We start from the raw sequence: 1,093 nt of genomic DNA, 5'->3' as shown, positions 1-1,093 counted from the left end.
ACGGCGGGTATCGTCGGGCCCGTGGTGGTTAACTACATCCGCGAGGCGCAGATCTCGGCGGGCGTGCCGCGCGCCCAGGTCTACGATTTCACGATGTATATGCTCGCGTGCTTCCTGCTGCTCGGCCTCCTCGCCAACGCCTTCATCCGGCCGCTGAACCCGAAATGGTTCATGTCGCACGCGGAAGCGGTGGCGCTGGCGTCGAAGGGCGAGAATGCCGCGCGGGTCGCGTCCCGGGGCGGCCAGGGCATCGACCGGGGTCGCTTCGACGCCCTCGCCGCGCTCGCCTGGGCGGCAGTGGGTCTGCCGCTCGCCTGGGGCGTGTGGATGACGATCGAAAAGACCGCCGCGCTCTTCCACTGAGCCCGCGCGGCGACCACCGGGCGGGGCGGAGGCAGCCGAACGCCGTCCCAGCCCGGCGGCTCCCTTGCTCGCGCCCGCCTGACCGGCCCGAGCGCTGACTTTCCGGCCAATGGTCCCGCGCCGGCGCCGCACCGCGTCCCGGCGCCGGCGCGTTCCGTCGGGCGATGCGGCCGGAAGGCCGCGGCGCGATGCCGGCGACGGATTGCGGGCCGGCGGGTGCCGGGGAAAGGGCGATGGGATGATGGCTGAACGGCGGCGCCCGCGGGGGAGCCTGTTCGACGAGTTTCGCCTCGAGGACCATGTCCCTGCCGACCATCTGATCCACGCTATCGACCGCTTATTTGACCTATCGGGCATCCGACGCGATCTCGCGCCGTTCTACGGCACGATCGGCCGGCACTCGATCGATCGCAAGTTGAGTATCCGGATGCTGGCCAAGCTCGTGGCAAACCCGGCGTGAAAGCCGGTGGGGGACACTCTGCCGTCTATATCACGCGCCTACTACCCACCCGCAGTGATCAGAACCCATTAGCCCATTCACGGCGGCCGATGGACTTGATGCGCCAGGGCTGTTCCATCAACTCGCTCCAAGGTTCGCAGCAATGGACGACGATGTCGTCGTAGCTTTTGAACACGCGGTTTGAGAGCCAGTTGTCGCGCATGAAATGCCAGAGGTCTTCGACCGGGTTCAGCTCGTGCGATCGGGGCGGAAGCGGCGGGAGAGTGATAT

General features: G+C 67.8%; 2 protein-coding genes and 1 pseudogene. 2 read left to right on the top strand and 1 reads right to left on the bottom strand.

All coding sequences use genetic code 11. From position 1 onward, the window contains the following. Positions 1-363: MFS transporter small subunit (locus VYI76_RS16755; RefSeq protein ID WP_443018986.1), on the top strand; the 363-nt coding region annotated here is incomplete at its 5' end. Between the two features lie 238 nt (positions 364-601). Next, a pseudogene (locus VYI76_RS16750) lies at positions 602-796 on the top strand (IS5/IS1182 family transposase); the annotation flags it as partial. A gap of 85 nt (positions 797-881) precedes the next feature. On the opposite strand, the gene VYI76_RS16745 reads toward VYI76_RS16750, so the two are convergent. Continuing rightward, the coding region (locus VYI76_RS16745) for a transposase (protein WP_326525953.1) at positions 882-1,093 on the bottom strand (212 nt) is incomplete at its 5' end.

It is taken from the genome of Sphingomonas sp. (genome assembly GCF_035910975.1).
GTDB lineage: Bacteria > Pseudomonadota > Alphaproteobacteria > Sphingomonadales > Sphingomonadaceae > Sphingomonas.
The sequence above is the reverse complement of the archived record's forward strand: the minus strand, read 5'-3'. Positions and strand labels throughout refer to the sequence as shown.